The sequence below is a fragment of the Longimicrobium sp. genome, from assembly GCF_036399255.1.
Taxonomy (GTDB): domain Bacteria; phylum Gemmatimonadota; class Gemmatimonadetes; order Longimicrobiales; family Longimicrobiaceae; genus Longimicrobium.
The window spans coordinates 1-17,191 of record NZ_DASWNM010000077.1 but is presented as its reverse complement, the minus strand read 5'-3'; the positions used below and the strand labels follow the sequence as shown (position 1 = coordinate 17,191).

Below are 17,191 nucleotides of genomic sequence, written 5' to 3'. Positions count from 1 at the left end.
GCCGAACCATCCGCAGCGCGATCGAATTCCCCCTCTCCGCCAGGAACGAGCGGGAGAGCCCCTCCATCCCCCAAAACCCGATCCCCCTCCCCGCTTGTCGCGGAGAGGGGGACCCGGTGCGTGGGTGCGGAGCCCGTTACGTAACCGGCGTGCCGAATGACTCAACAGCGATGGGACTCACCTGCAGGTACGGGAACCTCTGGAGGAAGCGCACGGCGGAGGGCTCCGCCGCACGCCTGCGCACTCCACACCCACGCGCCGTCAGTACGCCCGCGCCGCGCGGGCCGCCGCGTAGGCGTCCGCGTAGCCGGCGCCAACCTCCCACTCCGCGTACCCGGCCAGCGGCCGGGCCGTGGCGCGCAGCACCGCCAGCGTCTGGTCGGGGGTAATGCTTCCGCCCGACGCCTGCTCCATCAGCGCCGCCACCCCCGCGATGTGCGGGCTGGCCATCGACGTTCCCGAGGCGCAGGTGTAGTTGGCCAGGTTCTGGATGCCGATGTTGCACTGCTGCAGGTCCGACGGCGCGTCCAGCCCCGTCATCGCCGAGCCGTACGAGCGCGTGGAGACGATGCGTACCCCCGGCGCCGTGATGTCGGGGTGCCACAGCGCGTCGCCGGGAATGCCGCGCGACGAGAAGTCGGCGACGATGCGGCCGCGGCCGTCGTTGCACTGCGACTGCGAGTTGCTGGGATCCACCAGCACGTTCACCTTGCACGCCGCCGCCACGCTGATCACGTCGGGGTTCACGCTGCGCCGGTTGAGCGTGTTCTCGGCCGGCCCCTCGTTCCCCGCCGCGAACACCACCGTGATCCCCGCGTCGTGCAGCGCCGACATGGCCTCGTTCACCGGGTCGGCCGGATCGAACTCGCCGTTGCTGCCCCACGAGCAGTTCACCACCTGCACGTTGTAGCGCCGCGCGTTCTCGATCAGCCAGTCCGTGGCCTGCAGCACCGAAACGTTCACGATGCTCAGCCCCTCGCCCACCGACAGCCCCACCAGGTGCGCGCCCGGTGCCACCCCGCGGTACGCCCCATGGGTGCTGGCGCCCGTGCCCGCCACGATGCCGGCCACGTGGGTGCCGTGCCCGCTGGTGTTGTCGGTGTTGGCCACGTTCTCCACGAACAGCTCGCCGCCCACCGTGGGCGTGCCGCCGTCCTCGACCACGTCGCCGAAATTGGCCACGAACTTCACGTTGGCCACCGTCTTGGCAGGGTAGCCCACGTCGGCGTTCAGGCCGTTGATGCCGCTGTCCATGATGGCCACGCCCACCCCGGCCCCCGTGTAGCCGGCGGAGTACGCCACGTCGGCGCGGATGGACTGCACGCTCTCCTTCAGCAGCAGCCGCTCCGTCCCGTTGTCGTACACCCCCTGCACCCCCGGCAGGGCCGCGATGGACGCCACCTGCGCCGGCAGCACCGTGGCGGCCACCATCGACAGGTGCTTGAACCGCATGACCCCCGCGCCCATCCCCTGCAGCGCCGAGGACAGCGTGCCCGACGAGGTCCGCGCCGGGTCGAAGTTCACGATCACCACCAGCGGGGTGGCCGCCGGCGTCGAGGCCAGCGCCGCGGTGAGCTCCGGGTCGATGCGCGCCGACACGCCCGAGAGCGCCAGCGATGCGCGGCCCGGCGCCGCGGCGTTGTCGAAGTCCTGGCAGGCGGCCAGCCCCGCCAGCAGCGCGGGTAAAAGGAAAAGGCGCTTCATGGCTCGATGCGGCGATGGTGTCGGTGTGCGGAAGGCTGGCCGCGGCGCGGCCAGCCCGTTTCCGGTTCGTTTCCGTTCAGGCGCTGCTCAGCGGCGGACGTAGCGAGCGGCGGCGTAGGCGTCCAGGAACCCGGCGCCCACCTCCCACTGCGCGTACCCGGAGAGCGGGCGGGCCGTGCGGATGATGCCGTTGTACGCCTGGGCGGGGGTCAGCTGCCCCTTGGAGGCCTCTTCCATCAGGGCGATCACGCCCGCCACGTGGGGCGCCGCCATCGAGGTGCCGCCGGCGCAGGTGTAGTAGGCGAAGTGCTGCGTGCTGATGTTGCAGTCCAGCAGGTCCGAGGGCAGGTCGGCGCCGTTCATCACCGCGCCCATGGCCGCGCGGGTGGAGACGATGTTCACGCCCGGCGCCGTGATGTCGGGGTGCACCAGCGGGTCGCCGTTGATGCCGCGCGACGAGAAGTCGGCCAGGATGCTGTTGCGGCCGTCCGCGCACTGCGCCGCCGAGCTCGTCGGGTCCGGCAGGATTCCCATCTTGCAGCCCGCCGCCACCGAGATCACCCACGGCGCCGCGCTGTACGGGTTCAGCGTGTTCTCGCCCGGGCCGCTGTTGCCGGCCGCGAACACCACCGCGATCCCCGCGTCGTACAGCTTCTTGGTGGCCACGTTGGTGGGGTCGGCCGGGTCGTACGCGCCCTCGGTGCCCCACGAGTGGTTCACCACCTGGACGTTGTACTGCTCGCGGACGTCCAGCAGGTAGTCCATCCCCGCCAGCACCCAGAAGACGAACAGGATGTCGCCCGCGCCGATGCCGATGATCTTGGCGTCGGGCGCCACGCCCTTGTAGTAGCCGTTGGTGCTGCTGCTGCCGTTGCCCGCGGCGATGCCGGCCACGTGCGTGCCGTGCCCCGTGCTGGTCTCGCTGTTGGGCACGTTGTTCACGAACAGCGCGCCGCCCGGCGCCGGCAGGGTGGGGTCAAGCGTCACGATGTCGGCCAGGTCGGCCGCCATCTTCACGTTGTGCACCGTCTTGGTGCCGTACTCCAGCCCCGAGTTGTACAGGCCGTCCACGCCCGAGTCCAGGATGGCGATGCCCACGCCCTTGCCCGTGTAGCCCGTGTTCCAGGCCACGTCGGCGCGGACGGCGCGGGTGCTCTCGGCCAGGTGGTAGCTGAGCTGCTTGTTGCTGTACAGCGAAACGATGCCCGGCTGGGTGCTGATGGAAAGGACCTGCGCCGGGTTGGCCAGCGCGAACACGATCGGCAGGTTCTTGAACTTGACGATCGGCGCGCCCAGGGCGGTGATCGCCGTGGCGACCGCGGTGCTGTTGGTGGCGCTCTCGTCGAAGGTCACCAGCACGCCAAGCTGCTGGGTGGGGCTGGCCAGGTTCACCAGGTTGCGGAGCACCGGGTCGATCTTTACGGTCGTGCCCAGGCCCAGCAGCTGGGCGGGCTGCGCCTGGGGGGCGGCCGCCACGGGGCCCGACTGGTCCTGGCAGGCCGCCACGGTAAGCACACATGCGGCAAGTGCGATCCAACGCTTCATGGTTCCGTCCTCCACGATGTTTTTATGAGCAGATGAGCCTTGCTGGGAGTCGGCCCCGGAAAAGGCAAACAGGGGTCCATTCCCGAACGAACGCTCGGACCACGCGTGCCATGCACCCATAACTCCGGATTTCCGGATGGGCCACACACGCGTGGAACGGCGGCATCCGCGGCGGCGGCGCCCGGCGTAACCGATTGTGGGGGATGATGTTGGACCGGCGGGACCTCACCCCTCGCGCAGCCCCTCAGGCAAAATGCCGGGGAGTGTGATTCAGCGCGTTCGTACGATGGACGGGGAGCGTCCGAAGTGCAGCAGAAGGAGGAGAGCTACACTCCTATTCACCATAATGGTGCAAGCCTCCTTCTCGTTTTGGTGAAGCATCTCACCATAATGAGGAAACAAGGGAGACCATAATGCCTCATACGGAGCGATCTCGCCGCAGAACGCCCACGCGGAGGCTCCGGCGCAACGCGGAGATCCCATGCGGCGTCCTTCGGCCTCCGCATCGAGGATCTTCCGGGACGGGGACTACTCCTCCTCGTCGTCGGCGTCGCTGAACAGGGTGCGCAGGGAGCGCTCGCGGTGGTCCAGGAAGTCACGGGTGACGGTGTAGGCCTCCGTTTCTTCGAACTCCACCTCCTCGATCCCCTCGTCTCCAAAGCGGTAGATGCGCGCGCCGGGGTACGCCAGCAGGATGGGCGAGTGGGTGGCGATCAGCAGCTGCGAGCCGCCGCGCACCAGCCGGTGCATCACCGAAAGCAGCGCCAGCTGGCGCAGGGGCGAAAGGGCCGTCTCCGGCTCGTCCATCAGGTAGATGCCCCCGCCGTGCAGCCGGTTGTTCAGCAGCGCCAGCATGGCCTCGCCGTGCGACTGCTGGTGCAGCGAGCGGCCGCCGCCGTAGCGCACGTTCATGGGCCGGTATCCCGTCATCACCACCCCCGAGCGCTTCTTGACCTCGCGGGCGATGGCCTCCATCTCCTCGTCCTGCCGGTCGATCTCCGTGGCCAGGTTGAACAGCCCCTCCGTCCGCACGAAGAACCCGTCCTCCGCCATCCCGCGCCCCGGCACCAGCTCCACGTAGTCGCTCAGCCCGGAGTGCGCGTCCGATACCGTCGCAAAGCGCAGGTCGTCCGATCCGCCCTCGGGGTTGAACCCCAGCCGCACGGCGACCGCCTCCAGCAGCGTGCTCTTGCCCGTGCCGTTCTCCCCCGCGAAAAAGGTGACGCCGCCCTCCACCAGCTTCAGCTCGTCCAGCTCGCGCACCGCCGGCAGCGAGAACGGATAGCGCCCGAACGAGGGCACGCGGTCGCGCCGCAGCCGCAGCGCGCGGACGAAGGGGATGACGGAGCGTCGCATGGATGGATCGTTCAGGGTGCTTCGCGGTACCACGCCGGCCCGCATCCGGGCGGGCCGCGCAGCGCGCTGGCAGTGCGCCGCGGATCAACATTACCTTGCGCGCGCCCCGCCCGCGACCTCGGGAGCGCACGGACCCGCCGTCGTCCTCCCGCATCCCATCCCCCATCCGGCCCCGACGAATGCGACTGTCTCTCCAGATCGTCCTCATCACCCTTCTGCCGGTGGGGGGCGCGCTCGCCCGCCCCGCCACCGCGCTGGCGCAGCCCGCCGTGCAGATGTGCAGCGGGCAGCCCGTTCCCGCGGGGTACGTGATCGTCGCGACCAGCAGCAGAATCAACTGCCCCAGCGAGTTCGGCGCATCGTACAACACCTTCACCATCCGCATGCCCGGCGACACCATCACCGTATGCAGCGAGCTCAGCCGGCTTTCGGACGGGTACGTGATCACGGAGTACGGCACGCGCCTGGAGTGCCCCAGCGGCTTTGGCAGCGCCAGCAACACGACGACCTACCAGCGGGTCGGCCCGCCTGCCCAGCCGGAGGTTCCGTCGGAAGGCACCCCCGCGGCCGCGTTCACCATGCTGGACCCGTACGACCGCACCGTGTTTCAGCGGCTGGACGAGATGAAGGCGTCGCTGGGGCTGCAGACGCCCACACACCACCTGTGGCTGTCGAAGACGGCGGATGGCACCACCGCGCGCGCTTCGCTGCAACTGGAGGGCGGCCTGCGCTACACCCTGGTGGCCGTGTGCGACGGCGACTGCACGGACCTGAACCTGCGCGTGCTGGATGGCGGCTAGGTGGTCGCGCAGGACCTGCAGCCCGAGGAGTACGCCACGGTGCAGCTGACCCCGTCTCGCGACGGCACGCTCGAAGTGGAGGCGGTGATGGCCACGTGCGCGCAGTCGCCCTGCCACTACGCCGTCGCCGTGTACGAGACGCCGCGCCCCAGCGCCGTTCCGCCGCGCCGCCCGCCCGGCGGCGACGTGCGCGTGAACCCGCGCCCCCGCCCGCGCCCGTAGCCCATCAAGGCGGAACGGTCCTCACGCAAAAGCCCCGGCTCCTCTCGCGAGAAGCCGGGGCTTTTCGGTGTACGAACACCGCAATCGGCGCGGAAGGGCTTTAGCACCAAAGGCTTGCGGGCGCCCGGCAGCGCGCGTGAGCGCCGCTTCTTGCGTGGCGGAACATCCGTGCAGGCGCAACGCCGCACGGAATCGCCAACTTTCCATGGAGCAACACTGAAATGCGTATATTCATCCCTGTACTCGCCGCCGCCATGCTCGCCGGCTGTGCTTCGAACGCCCCGCGTGTGTACTCCTCCCCCGCGCCGGCGGGCGCCCTGGAATGCGCGCTCCGCACGATGGCCGGGCTCGGCTACAACCCGATCCAGGGCGGCGTCGCCGACGGCTACGTCAAGTTCGACCGGTTCCGCGGCACCAACACGGGCCAGCGCGCGGCGGCGATCATTCCGGGCGTGGGGCGCCCGACGGATGGTGACTACATCCTCGTTGCGCACGCCGCGAACACCCTGCGGATCAGCGTGTCGGCGTACAAGATGGTGAACGGCTCCACGCGGACCTTTGGACCGAGCAGCGAGGCCCTGGGCCACGCCGAGGCGCTGGCGGCCACGTGTGCGCCTCCGTCCACGCAGAATTCCGGCAATCCGGGCGGGGCCTGATCCCCAATCCGCGATGAAGACTTGTTTCGCGCAGAGGAGAGGCGGCGGAGTGGTTTTCTCTGCTCCCTCTGCGTGAAACCATTCTTCTGATACTGATACGGGATCCGGGAAAACAACACCTTTATGGGTACAGAGGAACAGAGTCAGACAGAGGAACCAAGACGAGAGTTCAGCTCACTTCCTCTGTCTGACTCTGTTCCTCTGTACGATCATTCTTTTTCAGGATCATATCAGTATGACGGAATCGGCAGGCGCGATGGGAACGGCTTCACCGCCGCGGAGCCGGATACAGGACGAAGAATCCAGCGCGTGGCGGCCCGGAACGAAAAAAGCCCCGGCTCCTCGCGAGAGGAGCCGGGGCTCGTTTCCGAATGGACAACGCAAACGGAGGCGGAGGGACTCGAACCCCCAAAGGCTTGCGCCCGCCGCATTTCGAGTGCGGTGCCTTACCAGTTAGACTACGCCTCCAACGATCTTTCCGACACACAGGTCGGGACGGCCGGATTTGAACCGGCGACCCCTCGCTCCCGAAGCGAGTGCTCTACCGGGCTGAGCCACGTCCCGAAGTACTACCCACGGAGCGGACCGGGTGGGATTCGAACCCACGAGGGCTTTTGACCCCACACGATTTCCAATCGTGCTCCTTAAGCCGCTCGGACACCGGTCCAAGACGGAGCGGAGAGGGCGGGATTCGAACCCGCGTCTGCCTTTTGGGCAGGACGGTTTAGCAAACCGTTGGTTTTAGCCACTCACCCACCTCTCCAAACCGGCGCGCACGCGGTCAGCCCTCCGCGCGCGCCCCTCCATTGCCCCCCCAGGGATCGAACCTGGACTTTCCTGAGTCAGAGTCAGGCGTGTTGCCAATTACACCAGGGGGCACCAACCCGAATTTTCAATTTCCATCCTAGAGCGGGAGACGGGGTTCGAACCCGCGACCCTCAGCTTGGGAAGCTGATGCTCTGCCAACTGAGCTACTCCCGCGCTCCGGACCGGCAAATCTAACGTGACCGCCGCCGTTTGACCAGAGCCACCGGTCGGATTTGAACCGACGACCGCTCGATTACGAATCGAGTGCTCTACCCCTGAGCTACGGTGGCGTCACGGCTTGTGCAAGTGGAGCCGAGGGGAATCGAACCCCTGACCTCTGCAGTGCGATTGCAGCGCTCTCCCAACTGAGCTACGGCCCCAAACCCAGAGGTGACAGGGGACAGGTTACAGGGAACAGCCTGCGCCCCCATCCGTGTCCGCCCGCTGTAACCTAAAACCTGTTCCCTGCTTCCGAGTGGGCGGTACAAGACTCGAACTTGTGACCTCCACGATGTCAACGTGGCGCTCTAACCAACTGAGCTAACCGCCCGTGTCCCGCGAGTGGTGGGGGTAGGATTCGAACCTACGTAGGCATTACGCCGGCAGATTTACAGTCTGCTCCATTTGGCCGCTCTGGTACCCCACCGACAATGGAGCCGAGGGGAATCGAACCCCTGACCTCTTGAATGCCATTCAAGCGCTCTCCCAACTGAGCTACGGCCCCAGACGCCGCGCTGCCCGCGGCGATCACCACCCGTGTTTTCAAAATCCTGCCGCGGTGTCTTGCCGCGAGCGGGGCCGACGGGACTCGAACCCGCGACCTCCGGAGTGACAGTCCGGCACTCTAACCGACTGAGCTACGGCCCCGTGTGCTTTTCGCGCGTGACTTGTACCCCGCAGTCGCGACTGCGGCCCCAGAGAGCGGGCAACCGGGCTCGAACCGGCGACCTCAACCTTGGCAAGGTTGCGCTCTACCAACTGAGCTATGCCCGCGTCATCCTGCCCTGCCCAACGCTCCCACGGGGAGTCGAACCCCGCTCTCCACCTTGAAAGGGTAGCGTCCTAACCGATAGACGATGGGAGCTTCCCAAGCTCGCGATGGGACTCGAACCCATGACCTCTTCCTTACCAAGGAAGTGCTCTGCCGGCTGAGCTACGCGAGCACCGCCTCTCGGTCTGGCGGTCCGGTCTGTTTTCAAAACGCCGCCGCGGTCCGTCCGCGGAAGCAGGCCAGGAGGGAATCGAACCCCCAACCGCCGGTTTTGGAGACCGGTGCTCTACCAATTGAGCTACTGACCTACGTTTTTCAAGGTGGCCAGGGAGGGAATCGAACCCCCGACACCACGATTTTCAGTCGTGTGCTCTACCAACTGAGCTACCTGGCCCTGGCTCCCCCAACAAAAAGCCGCCCGGCTCAGGCGGCGGGGGACGTGCATAGCGGGGGCGGGATTCGAACCCGCGACCTTCGGGTTATGAGCCCGACGAGCTACCAGGCTGCTCCACCCCGCGACAAGGACGCTGAATTTAACGGCACCGGCTCCATCCGTCAACCCCCGCAGCGATGTTTCGCATCGCCACCGGAACCGCCCGCCGCGCGCATCCCCCGCGGCAAGGGCACTAAGATATCCCGATCTTCGATTCTATCAAGCCCTTGACACAAATTTGCAATCCCGTTACCCCGCGCCGCCGTTGCCGCCGCCCCGCACCCGGGGCTATCCTCTTCCGGGCGAGTGCCGCGTGGTTACCGTCAATCCCCTCGTCCCGATGCAGGATCCTTCCCCGCCGCACGTTCCGCCGTGCGCGTCCACGGGCGCGCAGCCCTGGCGCATGGACGAGCCGCTGCACCCGCACCACGCCTTTGCGTCCACGCGCCACGGCTACCTGGTGGAAGGGCGGGTGGAGCCGTGCGAGCGCGGCGAGCTGGCCGCCCATCTGGCGAAGCATCCCTGGACGGAGGGCGTCTACGTCCCCGGCGCCACCGGCCTCGCGCGGCCGGAGGACGTGCCGGGGCTGCTGGACGAGCACCGGCGCGAAGCGGTGCGCATGGCCCGGCGGAGCGCGCTGTGGACCGGCCTGTTCGCGGCGGCCGCCGTGGGGTTCCTGGTGTGGGCGATGGTCGGCTGGGACCTGGGCGTGCGCAGCGTTCCCGGGCTGATGGCCGTGTTTGGCCTGGCGTACCTGGGGCTGGCGCTGCACGGCGTCCGGGCGGCGGCGCGGATACGGCCGGACGTGTTCGTCCAGGCGCGGCAGGCGCGGCGGCACTGGGAGTGGGCGAAGGGCCAGCCCGGGTACTTCACCTGGACGCTCGCGGGCTCGCTGTGCGTCGTCTTTCTCTTCACCATGATGGACGAGGCGATCCCCCGGGCGGCGCTGGTGAAGCAGGCGGTGTGGGACGGCGAGGCGTGGCGGATGCTCACCGGCCCCATGCTGCACGGCGGCCTGTATCACGTGTGGATGAACGTCTCGGCGCTGCTGGTGCTGGGGCGGATCATGGAGGCCCACACCACGCGCCATCACGTCGCGGCCGTGTTTCTCTGCTCCGTCATCGGCGGCAGCGCGCTGAGCGTGCTGCTGAGTCCGCGCACCTCCGTGGGCGCGTCGGGCGGGGTGATGGGGCTGGTGGGGTTCCTGTGGATGATGGCCCGCCTGCGCCCCCGCCAGCTGCCGGACGACTTCGGCGGGCGGATGAACTACGCGATCGGCGCCACGGCGCTGCTGGGGGTGATCGGCTTCGAGTTCATCGACAACTGGGCGCACCTGGGCGGGCTGCTGGCCGGCGCGGGGGCGGGATGGCTGCTGCTGCGCGACGGGCCCTGGGAGCGCCGCGACGGCTGGCTGGCCGCCGTCGCGGGCACGGTGTCGCTGGTCATCCTGCTCTGCGCGATGTTCGGCGCGATCGCCATGGCGTGGGACCCGTCACGCGGATGACGCATGCTGCCCCGCCCCCATGCACCCTGCGCGGCACCGTCCTGCGTCTCTCCATCGTCTGCGTCTGCGCGGGAAGATCCTGAAAAGATTGGTCTCGAGCAGGAGCAGAGGCAGCAGAGGAACCCACCCTGCGTCCTCTGCTCCCTCTGCGTGATACCAGATTCTCAGCCCGATTGTGCATTCCCCACAGGCCGTCTCATCCTCAGACCAGGTCCTGAAAAAGAATAATCGTACAGAGGATACAGAGTCAGACAGAGAAAGCGAGCCAGGATATCATCTTGGTTCCTCTGTCTGACTCTGTTCCTCTGTACGCATGAGGTGTTGTTTTCCCGGATTCGGCGTCACACCGAGGACACGGGGAAGACAAGAGGACAGGTTTCTCCTCCGTGCTCTCCGTGCCTTCCGTGAGACGGCAGTAGAAGTTTGGGTGCACAATGAACTGCGGGATTGGTATGAGAATCATTCTTGTGCCGTGGCTGGGATGCGGCGGAACCGAGGAGCATCATCGCGCACGAGGAGCCGCGGAGAAGGATCTCCGCGGCTCCGCGTCTCGTATCGACCGAAGGTCAGCTCAGGAACCGGCCCTCGTCGGCGAGCTGGCGCAGCAGGGCGCCGCGCTCGTTCTCGGCGCTGGCCAGCTGGCGCAGCTCGGGGGTGGCGGGGCGGCGGGCGCCGCACGCGTCGCAGGCAAGAAAGCGCTCGTCCCACATCCACTCCTCCGTCCACGCGCCCGTGCACTCGGCGCGGACGTGGCGCAGCGGCTCGGGGGGCGGCGCCTGGGCCGGCTCCTGCACCTGCAGCAGGGGCTCGAAGTGGCAGGCCAGGCAGGGCACCGTGTGCGGCAGGCTTATGCGCTCGCCCAGCGGCATGCGCAGGTGGGCGCCGCAGCGCGGGCACTGCCCCACGAACCAGCGCACGCGGTAGCGCCCGGTCCAGAACAGGTGCGCCAGGTAGCCGCCCGTGGCCAGACACAGCACGGGAAACGGGTAGTGCGGGGGAATGATGAAGGTGAACGGCGCGACTCCCCAGAACAGCACGAGCGACACGGCCGTCTTGAGCGCGCGCCCGGGCGCCGGCTGGTACACCAGGCCCACCCGCGCGGGCGCGGGTGGGTAGGCGACCAGGACCATCTGTACCGGCGGGGCCTCGGTGGGCGCGTTCATCATCACCTCCGCGTGCATCGCTTCCTTCTGCATAATACACCCCCCGCACGCGGCGCTCCACCCCCTGGGACACAGGCGCGGCGGCGTCCCTGACCGCCGGTGCGGACTCGGCGACAGGTCACGAGCCTTCCGACGGTAGATTCCTCACTCGCGCGCCTGCACCGGTGATGAGGGCGGTTCTCCGCGGCGCTCCTTCGGAATGACGATCCGTCGCGAGTGCCGGACGCCGCCGCTGATCCCGCCGTGACTCTCGGACGCGGCGGCGACGAGCAGGTGAAGCCCCGTTCAGCGAGCGCAGCGAGCCGAGACGGGGCTTATGGCATTTCCAGCCCCGGGTTTCAACCCGGGGTTTGTTCAACCCGGGGGCGCCGCCCGGGACAAACCCCGCCTGCGATGCACCCGCGGTGCCGAATCGACGATGTCGTCACGCGACGAGCCCCGGCCGGAGATCTCCGGATCGGGGCTCGCCATCCATCAGACCGCTCGTCCGCCGGGTCAGCCGACGACGAGGTTGAGCAGGCGGTCGGGGACGAAGATCGTCTTGCGCACCTGCTTGCCCTCGATCCACCGCTGCACGTGCTCGTCCGCCAAGGCGGCGTCGCGCGCCTCGGCTTCGGGAATGCCGCGCGCCATCTGCATCCGCGCGCGCACCTTGCCGTTCACCTGAACGACGAACTCCACCGTGTCGGCCACCGCCTTCTCCGCGTCGAACGAGGGCCAGCGCGCCTCGTCGAACACGGAGCCGCCGCGGCCCAGCCGCTCCCACAGCTCCTCGGCCATGTGCGGCGCGAAGGGGGCCACCAGCGTCACCAGCGGCTCCACCGCGGCCCGCTCGGGCGTGCGGCCGCCGGCGCGCACCACGTTCAGGTACTCCATCATCGCCGCGACGGCGGTGTTGTAGCTGAGCGCCTCCAGGTCCTCCGTCACCTTCTTGATGGTGGCGTGCATCTTCTGCTCGACCGCGGCGTCCAGCGGACGGTCCACCGAGGTGAGCACCGAGTCCCACAGCCGCGTGAGAAAGTTGTACGGCCCGGTCAGCCCGCTGTCGCGGAAGTCGCCGCCCTCCTGGTACGGGCCCAGGAACATCAGGTACATGCGGAAGGTGTCGGCGCCCCAGTCGGCGATGTACGCGTCGGGCACCACCACGTTGCCGCGCGACTTGCTCATCTTGGAGCCTTCCTTGACGATGAGCCCGTGCGCCCGGAAGCGGGTGAACGGCTCCTCGAAGTGGATGTGCCCCATGTCCTTGAGCGCCATGGTCACGAAGCGCGCGTACAGCAGGTGCAGCACCGCGTGCTCGTTGCCGCCGATGTAGCTGTCCACCGGCAGCCACCGCTTCGTGATCTGCGGATCGAACGGCACCGCGTCGTGGTCCGTGGACGGGTAGCGCAAGAAGTACCACGCGCTGTCCAGGAAGGTGTCGCTCACGTCCGTCTCGCGCCGCGCTTCGCCGCCGCACGAGGGGCACGTCGTCCGGTACCACTCCTCGTGCCGCGCCAGCGGCGAGATGCCGGACGCGTCGGGCTTGTAGTCGTTGATGAAGGGCAGCTCCACGGGAAGCTGGTCCTCGGGCACCGGGACGATGCCGCACGCGTCGCAGTACAGGATGGGGATGGGCGGGCCCCAGTAGCGCTGCCGGCTGATGGTCCAGTCGTGCAGGCGGTAGTTGATGCGCTGCTCGCCCAGCCCCATCTCCGCCAGCCACCCGGTGGCCGCGCGCTTCGCCTCCACCACCTCCATCCCGTCGAACCGCCCGGAGTTCACCAGCCGGCCCGGCCCGGTGTACGCCTGGTCCAGCGGCGTATCTCCATCATCCCCCTCGCCCGCCACCACGCGGACGATGGGAAGGTCGAACTGGCGCGCGAACTCGAAGTCGCGCTCGTCGTGGCCCGGCACGGCCATGATGGCGCCCGTGCCGTACTCCATCAGCACGTAGTCGGCGATCCAGACGGGGACCTCCTGCTTCGTGGCCGGATTGACGGCGTAACCGCCCGTCCACACGCCGGTCTTGGTCTTGTCGGTCTTCTTGCGCGTGACCAGGTCCTGCGCCGACGCCTGGCGGCGGTACTCGTCCACCGCCGCCCGCTGCGCCTCCGTGGTCACCTGCTCCACCAGCGGGTGCTCGGGGGCCAGCACCATGTACGTGGCGCCGAACACGGTGTCGGGCCGCGTAGTGAAGACGCGGATCACCGGCTTTTCCGCCTGGATCTCGACGGAGGCGTGCCGGTCGTCCGCCACCTTTGGCCGGGCGATGGGAAACTGCAGCTCGGCGCCCTCGCTGCGGCCGATCCAGTTTTCCTGCGCCTTGCGGGTGGTGTCGGACCAGTCCAGCGTCTTGAGGTTTTCCAGCAGCCGCCCGGCGTAGTTGGTGATCTTGAAGAACCACTGCGACAGGAAGCGCATCTCCACGGGCGTGTCGCACCGCTCGCACAGCCCGCCGATCACCTGCTCGTTGGCCAGCACCGTGTTGCAGCTGGGGCACCAGTTGACGGGCGCCTCCTTCTTCTCCGCCAGCCCCGCCTTGTACAGCTGCAGGAAGATCCACTGCGTCCACTTGTAGTACTCGGGGCGCGTGGTGTCGACCGTGTGGTCCCAGTCGTACATCAGCCCCACGCGGCGCAGCTGCTTGGTAAAGCGCTCCACGTTGCGGGGGATGAGCTCCATGGGGTTGATGCCCTGCTTGAGCGCGAAGTTCTCGGAATGGATTCCGAACGCGTCGAAGCCGATGGGCTCGAACACCTGGTGCCCCTGCAGGCGCTTGAAGCGGCCGAAGATGTCGGCGCCGGTGAACGCGTAGATGTTCCCCACGTGCAGCCCCTCGGCGCTGGGGTACGGGAACATCATCAGGTTGTAGAAGGGCTTGTCCGCGGACCGAAGCCGCTCGGCGGTCCAGGCGTTGGTGCCCTGCTCATCCCAGCGCTGCTGCCACTTCCGCTCTACTTCGGCGGGGTGGTAGCTGGCGGTGACGTGGGTCGCGTCGGTCGTGCTCATGGAAACGCCAATCGAGTCTGATGATCGGGACGGATCACGGACAGTGACACGCGAGCCGCCGGGCGCGTGACGCGGCCGACGGCTCTACCGGTAAAACTGCCATGTACGACGCGGATTTACAACCCCCGCCACGCCCAGGCCAGGCGCTCCCACCATCGCCGTCTGGGCGGATCGTCGTCCAGCGGCAGCCCGATCCACTTGACGGTGGTGGTCAGGCTGTCCCTGAGCTCGCCCTCCAGCGGGATGATCGTCGTGTGAAGCACCGCGCCCGGTCTGGAAATCACGATGGGCTGGGGCAACGCTCGCCCCTTGGCGGCACCGTCTCCGTTCGTCGCCGGATCGTTCATGGTCAGTATGCCTCCACGATGTAGTCGGCGATCCCGCTGCACGCGTTCATCACCAGCTGCTGTAGCTCGGCGGTAAAGAATCCAGAGACGCTGGAGTCGAGATATACCACCGCCACGGGCACCAGGTCCACACTCAGGATCGGTACACCCATCCACGCATGGCGATCGGCGCTCAACGCCCTCGCCTCTTCTTCCGTGTATGCCCAGCTGCCCACAAGCTCCTTCACAAACTCTGCGTAGTCGGCACTTTTGCGGGAGGTGGCGATTACTCCCTTCTCCCGCACGGCCTTTCCGATGACGCCGCAACGGATGGAGAAGACCCGGTCCGGTGGTCCTCCCTTCCCACCGATATAGGGCAGCAGCTGCTCCAGCAGCTCCGCTGGCGCGCTCTTTTTCTTCGGCGGCACCACCCGGTGGATCGTCACGCGGAGCGTTCCATCGCCCACCTTCTCCAGGCCGGCGGCGTTGCGGATGGCTTCATAAAGTACCCAAAGCGCACCCCGCAGTCCACTGTGCTCCTCCATGCGCTTGCGCTCACGGTCCTGCGCGTGGGCGTGCAGCACCTTGACGACGCTCGCCAGCACGAGCCACGCCGTCGCACCGGCAAGCCACCAGCCGAGGGTGCGTTTGGCCGGATCCGCCAGGTTCACCAGTGCCCCGACCGCCGCGGTGACCAGGGGAGGGAGAACGGCGATCAGCTCGACGATGTGCTTCTTCTCGTAGAACCGCTCCTTCTTGCGGCCGGGGATGTGTCCCATGGCAGGCTCCGGTGCAGAGGTGGATTCCAGACAGCAGAGAGCCGCCGGCGCGGAATGCGCCGGCGGCTCTGATGCATATGGCACCACACTCCCGGTGCGGTGCGCCCTCAACGTGCTGGTGGCGTCTGGGCTTCGGCTAAGATGTACACTCCGGAGCCGCCCCACAACTCATGCGAACGCTTGCCGAATAGGAGCGATCCCCCACCGCCAGCCGCGGATCTCTGCTCGGGGTCAGGCGCCGGTGGTCACGCGCACAGTCCGCCGTCCGCCACGCCGCGGCGGCAGTGCTCGCGGTGGTCCGCGGGTGACGACGACGGTCGGCCATCCGCGCGTCATCCACCTCCCGCGGGGGTGAGCAGGGCCTGCACGGCGGCGTAGGGATCGGCCTTGTTGCTTCGGGCCGCGGCGACGATGTCGTTCATCGCCCGCGTAAAGTCCCGGTCCCGCGACTCGTACACCCGCTCGAACAGCTGCAGCCGGTCGTAGTAGATGTGCCGCGAGATGAGCGTGGCGTTGTTCAGCGGGTCGCGGGTAAAGGAGGCGAAGGTATCCACCCGCAGCCGCGGCCGTACCTCGTCCGCGAAGCGCCGCTGCGCCGCGGTGAAGACGGCCTCGCGCTCCCGCACCTTCTGCCCCGGCGAAAGGTCGGTGCGGGCGTACAGCGTACGCAGGTCATCCACCAGCCCGCCCAGGAACTCGCCGAACAGCAGGTCGTCGTGCCACGCGCCCGTGGCCGCCCGGCACGTCTCGGATTCCACGCCGTCGCGGCGGCAGAAGAACTCGATGGCGCCGCGGCCGCCCACGAAGTTCGCCAGCGTCTCGTTGAAGACGGCCTGCCCGGGGGCGTAAAAGGTGTTGTGGAAGATCTCGTGGACGACGGTGTTGGCCAGCGACACGCGGTCGTAGCGCAGCAGCGTGCTCAGCAGCGGGTCGTTGAACCAGCCCAGGGTGCTGAACGCGGCCGAGGGGCGTAGATACGTGTCGTACCCCTGCGACTCCAGCCGCCGCTGCGCCCTGAGCGCGTCGTCCAGGTCGAAGAAGCCCTTGTACGGCACCCGGCCCACGATGGGGAACCACCAGGTGTGGGGCTCGAAGCGGTCCTTGTAGGCGGCGGAAAGCACCATCACCAGCGTGTCGCTTTCCACGCGCGAGAACAGCGTGTAGCTGTTGCCCGCGTTCAGCCGCAGCGAATCGGCGGCGAACTGCCGGGCCTGCAGCACCAGCAGCAGCTTGTCGCGCGTTTCCCAGTCCGTCGCGGTGTCCTGCACGATGCGCGCGATGGGCTTGCGGGCGTTGAGGATCTTGCCCTCTTCCCACGCGGCCCGCAGCACGTACGTGGGCGAGCAGGCAGATGCCGCCAGTCCCGCCGCGAGCAGGAGCGCGAACGTGCGCCAGGTTCGGATCATCAGGATGAATGCGGAAGATGGAAAACCTGCCGCGCGCGGCGGCGAGCCCGGAATGTAGCCGATGGCGGCCCCGCGGTCACGGCCGGCTTGCGAGCCTGGGCGGACGACCGTGCCCGCCCTGCCTTCAAGAGGGTGTTGCCAACCCTCCCAGCGTGATCGACTTCCTGAGGGAGGCGCCGCCTGGAACCCGCCTGTACACTGCACCCTGGCGCCCTGGAGCCGACCGAAGGACCTCGCTGGCACAAACCGAGGGGCTGGTCCCGCGGCATGAAGCCGGCCCCGTCCCGCCGGAGAGCAGGTCCTTCGGTCGCGCGCGGGCGGTTGTGTGGAATCGGGTCGCACGTGGTGCGCTCCCTCAGGAAATCATCGCTGAGTCCGGTCTAAAAAGTCCGGAGCGGCGGCGGATGCCGCGGATTTGGGGGTCCTCCGCAGTATCCCCACGTCGAGATCGTGCGTCTGAGCGCATCCTCCGAAGTCGACTTCTCCACACCTGTGTGGATCAAGCGGC

At 67.9% G+C, this 17,191-nt stretch carries 12 protein-coding genes and 18 tRNA genes; 4 read left to right on the top strand and 26 right to left on the bottom strand.

What is annotated here, in order from left to right; all coding sequences use genetic code 11:
- Positions 1 to 261: 261 nt before the first annotated feature.
- From VGC13_RS12725 to VGC13_RS12715, 3 genes are all read right to left on the bottom strand, one after another.
- Positions 262 to 1,704 (bottom strand): S8 family serine peptidase, encoded by a 1,443-nt coding sequence (locus VGC13_RS12725; protein WP_331125627.1) that lies wholly within the window; start codon positions 1,702 to 1,704, stop codon positions 262 to 264.
- Between the two features lie 87 nt (positions 1,705 to 1,791).
- Entirely contained in the window at positions 1,792 to 3,249 is a 1,458-nt protein-coding gene (locus VGC13_RS12720) for a S8 family serine peptidase (RefSeq protein WP_331125626.1), read from the bottom strand.
- 528 nt (positions 3,250 to 3,777) lie between these two features.
- Complete coding sequence (locus tag VGC13_RS12715; RefSeq protein ID WP_331125625.1) at positions 3,778 to 4,605, bottom strand: AAA family ATPase; 828 nt, start codon at positions 4,603 to 4,605, stop codon at positions 3,778 to 3,780.
- A gap of 179 nt (positions 4,606 to 4,784) precedes the next feature.
- Between VGC13_RS12715 and VGC13_RS12710 the strand changes: the two genes are divergently transcribed.
- The 3 genes from VGC13_RS12710 to VGC13_RS12700 all read left to right on the top strand — a co-directional run bounded on the left by VGC13_RS12710 (position 4,785) and on the right by VGC13_RS12700 (position 6,283).
- Positions 4,785 to 5,405 carry a hypothetical protein gene (locus VGC13_RS12710; RefSeq protein WP_331125624.1) on the top strand — a complete coding sequence of 207 codons (621 nt, stop codon included), beginning with the start codon at positions 4,785 to 4,787 and terminating at the stop codon, positions 5,403 to 5,405.
- Positions 5,406 to 5,627, top strand: coding sequence for a hypothetical protein (locus VGC13_RS12705; RefSeq protein ID WP_331125623.1), 222 nt, complete (start codon positions 5,406 to 5,408; stop codon positions 5,625 to 5,627).
- A 221-nt stretch (positions 5,628 to 5,848) separates the two neighbouring features.
- Positions 5,849 to 6,283: a hypothetical protein gene (locus VGC13_RS12700; protein ID WP_331125622.1), complete on the top strand. Its 435-nt coding sequence runs from the start codon at positions 5,849 to 5,851 to the stop codon at positions 6,281 to 6,283.
- A gap of 385 nt (positions 6,284 to 6,668) precedes the next feature.
- On the opposite strand, the gene VGC13_RS12695 is transcribed toward VGC13_RS12700, so the two are convergent.
- The 18 genes from VGC13_RS12695 to VGC13_RS12610 form a co-directional block, all read right to left on the bottom strand.
- Positions 6,669 to 6,751, bottom strand: a tRNA-Ser gene (locus VGC13_RS12695).
- Positions 6,752 to 6,773: 22 nt separating this feature from the next.
- Positions 6,774 to 6,847 (bottom strand) — tRNA-Pro (locus tag VGC13_RS12690).
- Between the two features lie 17 nt (positions 6,848 to 6,864).
- Positions 6,865 to 6,950, bottom strand: a tRNA-Ser gene (locus VGC13_RS12685).
- A 9-nt stretch (positions 6,951 to 6,959) separates the two neighbouring features.
- Positions 6,960 to 7,046 (bottom strand) — tRNA-Ser (locus VGC13_RS12680).
- A gap of 43 nt (positions 7,047 to 7,089) precedes the next feature.
- A tRNA-Gln gene (locus tag VGC13_RS12675) sits at positions 7,090 to 7,162 on the bottom strand.
- Positions 7,163 to 7,191: 29 nt separating this feature from the next.
- Positions 7,192 to 7,264, bottom strand: a tRNA-Gly gene (locus VGC13_RS12670).
- 44 nt (positions 7,265 to 7,308) lie between these two features.
- Positions 7,309 to 7,380 (bottom strand) — tRNA-Thr (locus VGC13_RS12665).
- 17 nt (positions 7,381 to 7,397) lie between these two features.
- Positions 7,398 to 7,470, bottom strand: a tRNA-Ala gene (locus tag VGC13_RS12660).
- A gap of 96 nt (positions 7,471 to 7,566) precedes the next feature.
- Positions 7,567 to 7,640, bottom strand: a tRNA-Val gene (locus VGC13_RS12655).
- 12 nt (positions 7,641 to 7,652) lie between these two features.
- Positions 7,653 to 7,736 (bottom strand) — tRNA-Tyr (locus tag VGC13_RS12650).
- Between the two features lie 5 nt (positions 7,737 to 7,741).
- Positions 7,742 to 7,814, bottom strand: a tRNA-Ala gene (locus VGC13_RS12645).
- 69 nt (positions 7,815 to 7,883) lie between these two features.
- Positions 7,884 to 7,957, bottom strand: a tRNA-Asp gene (locus VGC13_RS12640).
- Between the two features lie 53 nt (positions 7,958 to 8,010).
- Positions 8,011 to 8,083, bottom strand: a tRNA-Gly gene (locus VGC13_RS12635).
- Between the two features lie 19 nt (positions 8,084 to 8,102).
- A tRNA-Glu gene (locus VGC13_RS12630) sits at positions 8,103 to 8,174 on the bottom strand.
- Positions 8,175 to 8,180: 6 nt separating this feature from the next.
- Positions 8,181 to 8,253, bottom strand: a tRNA-Thr gene (locus tag VGC13_RS12625).
- Positions 8,254 to 8,316: 63 nt separating this feature from the next.
- Positions 8,317 to 8,389, bottom strand: a tRNA-Trp gene (locus VGC13_RS12620).
- A 13-nt stretch (positions 8,390 to 8,402) separates the two neighbouring features.
- Positions 8,403 to 8,475: transfer RNA gene (locus VGC13_RS12615), tRNA-Phe, on the bottom strand.
- Between the two features lie 50 nt (positions 8,476 to 8,525).
- Positions 8,526 to 8,599, bottom strand: a tRNA-Met gene (locus VGC13_RS12610).
- Between the two features lie 255 nt (positions 8,600 to 8,854).
- Here VGC13_RS12610 and VGC13_RS12605 point away from each other — a divergent pair.
- Positions 8,855 to 10,018, top strand: a complete 1,164-nt coding sequence (locus VGC13_RS12605) for a rhomboid family intramembrane serine protease (protein WP_331125621.1) — start codon at positions 8,855 to 8,857, stop codon at positions 10,016 to 10,018.
- A 566-nt stretch (positions 10,019 to 10,584) separates the two neighbouring features.
- Here the strand turns inward: VGC13_RS12605 and VGC13_RS12600 are convergent.
- From VGC13_RS12600 to VGC13_RS12580, 5 genes are all read right to left on the bottom strand, one after another.
- Positions 10,585 to 11,214, bottom strand: coding sequence for a hypothetical protein (locus tag VGC13_RS12600; protein ID WP_331125620.1), 630 nt, complete (start codon positions 11,212 to 11,214; stop codon positions 10,585 to 10,587).
- A gap of 462 nt (positions 11,215 to 11,676) precedes the next feature.
- Positions 11,677 to 14,172 (bottom strand): leucine--tRNA ligase, encoded by a 2,496-nt coding sequence (leuS, locus tag VGC13_RS12595; protein ID WP_331125619.1) that lies wholly within the window; start codon positions 14,170 to 14,172, stop codon positions 11,677 to 11,679.
- A 116-nt stretch (positions 14,173 to 14,288) separates the two neighbouring features.
- The gene (locus VGC13_RS12590; RefSeq protein WP_331125618.1) at positions 14,289 to 14,435 is read right to left on the bottom strand and encodes a hypothetical protein; all 147 of its coding nucleotides are present in this window, start codon (positions 14,433 to 14,435) and stop codon (positions 14,289 to 14,291) included.
- Positions 14,436 to 14,521: 86 nt separating this feature from the next.
- On the bottom strand, positions 14,522 to 15,277 hold the full coding sequence (locus VGC13_RS12585; RefSeq protein ID WP_331125617.1) for a hypothetical protein: 756 nt from the start codon (positions 15,275 to 15,277) through the stop codon (positions 14,522 to 14,524).
- Between the two features lie 332 nt (positions 15,278 to 15,609).
- Positions 15,610 to 16,683: an aminopeptidase gene (locus VGC13_RS12580; RefSeq protein ID WP_331125616.1), complete on the bottom strand. Its 1,074-nt coding sequence runs from the start codon at positions 16,681 to 16,683 to the stop codon at positions 15,610 to 15,612.
- Positions 16,684 to 17,191: the final 508 nt, after the last annotated feature.

Coding starts and splice junctions, on each gene's coding strand:
- VGC13_RS12710 (WP_331125624.1), top strand. CDS start 4,785: ATGCGACTGTCTCTCCAGATCGTCCTCATCACCCTTCTGCCGGTGGGG.
- VGC13_RS12725 (WP_331125627.1), bottom strand. CDS start 1,704: ATGAAGCGCCTTTTCCTTTTACCCGCGCTGCTGGCGGGGCTGGCCGCC.
- VGC13_RS12580 (WP_331125616.1), bottom strand. CDS start 16,683: ATGATCCGAACCTGGCGCACGTTCGCGCTCCTGCTCGCGGCGGGACTG.
- VGC13_RS12700 (WP_331125622.1), top strand. CDS start 5,849: ATGCGTATATTCATCCCTGTACTCGCCGCCGCCATGCTCGCCGGCTGT.
- VGC13_RS12600 (WP_331125620.1), bottom strand. CDS start 11,214: ATGCAGAAGGAAGCGATGCACGCGGAGGTGATGATGAACGCGCCCACC.
- VGC13_RS12585 (WP_331125617.1), bottom strand. CDS start 15,277: ATGGGACACATCCCCGGCCGCAAGAAGGAGCGGTTCTACGAGAAGAAG.
- VGC13_RS12605 (WP_331125621.1), top strand. CDS start 8,855: ATGCAGGATCCTTCCCCGCCGCACGTTCCGCCGTGCGCGTCCACGGGC.
- VGC13_RS12715 (WP_331125625.1), bottom strand. CDS start 4,605: ATGCGACGCTCCGTCATCCCCTTCGTCCGCGCGCTGCGGCTGCGGCGC.
- leuS (WP_331125619.1), bottom strand. CDS start 14,172: ATGAGCACGACCGACGCGACCCACGTCACCGCCAGCTACCACCCCGCC.
- VGC13_RS12720 (WP_331125626.1), bottom strand. CDS start 3,249: ATGAAGCGTTGGATCGCACTTGCCGCATGTGTGCTTACCGTGGCGGCC.